Here is a 426-nt window from a genome sequence, read left to right on the forward strand (position 1 = left end):
CGTGGCCTGTAGAGTTTAAAAAGGGACGGATTTGTTGCCATTAAGGGACGGATTTGTTGTTAAGAAGGGACGGATTTGTTGTTGTAAAGGGACGGATTTGTTGTATTGTGGGACGCAGATACAGTGTCCCCTTATACACAAGGAATGTCGAACGTGGCCTCACCCCCAATGGTTTACAAAAGCAATGCCCTGGTCGAGGCCGCGTATCGCCTCAGTGTTCAGGAACAGCGGATCGTTCTGGCCTGTATTAGCCAGGTGAAGAGGAGCGAGCCTGTCACCGATGAAGTGATGTATTCAGTGACGGCGGAGGACATAGCGACGATGGCGGGTGTCCCTATCGAATCTTCCTACAACCAGCTCAAAGAAGCGGCCCTGCGCCTGAAACGGCGGGAAGTCCGGTTAACCCAAGAGCCCAATGGCAAGGGG

At 52.8% G+C, this 426-nt stretch carries 1 protein-coding gene; it reads left to right on the forward strand.

Annotated features, from left to right (window positions below; translation table 11 throughout):
• Positions 1-153 precede the first annotated feature (153 nt).
• A partial coding sequence (locus GHO32_RS26235; RefSeq protein ID WP_218581173.1) for a replication initiation protein occupies positions 154-426 on the forward strand: 273 nt, incomplete at its 3' end.

This window comes from Pseudomonas sp. FSL R10-2189, from assembly GCF_009600325.1.
Classification (GTDB): Bacteria; Pseudomonadota; Gammaproteobacteria; order Pseudomonadales; family Pseudomonadaceae; genus Aquipseudomonas; species Aquipseudomonas helleri.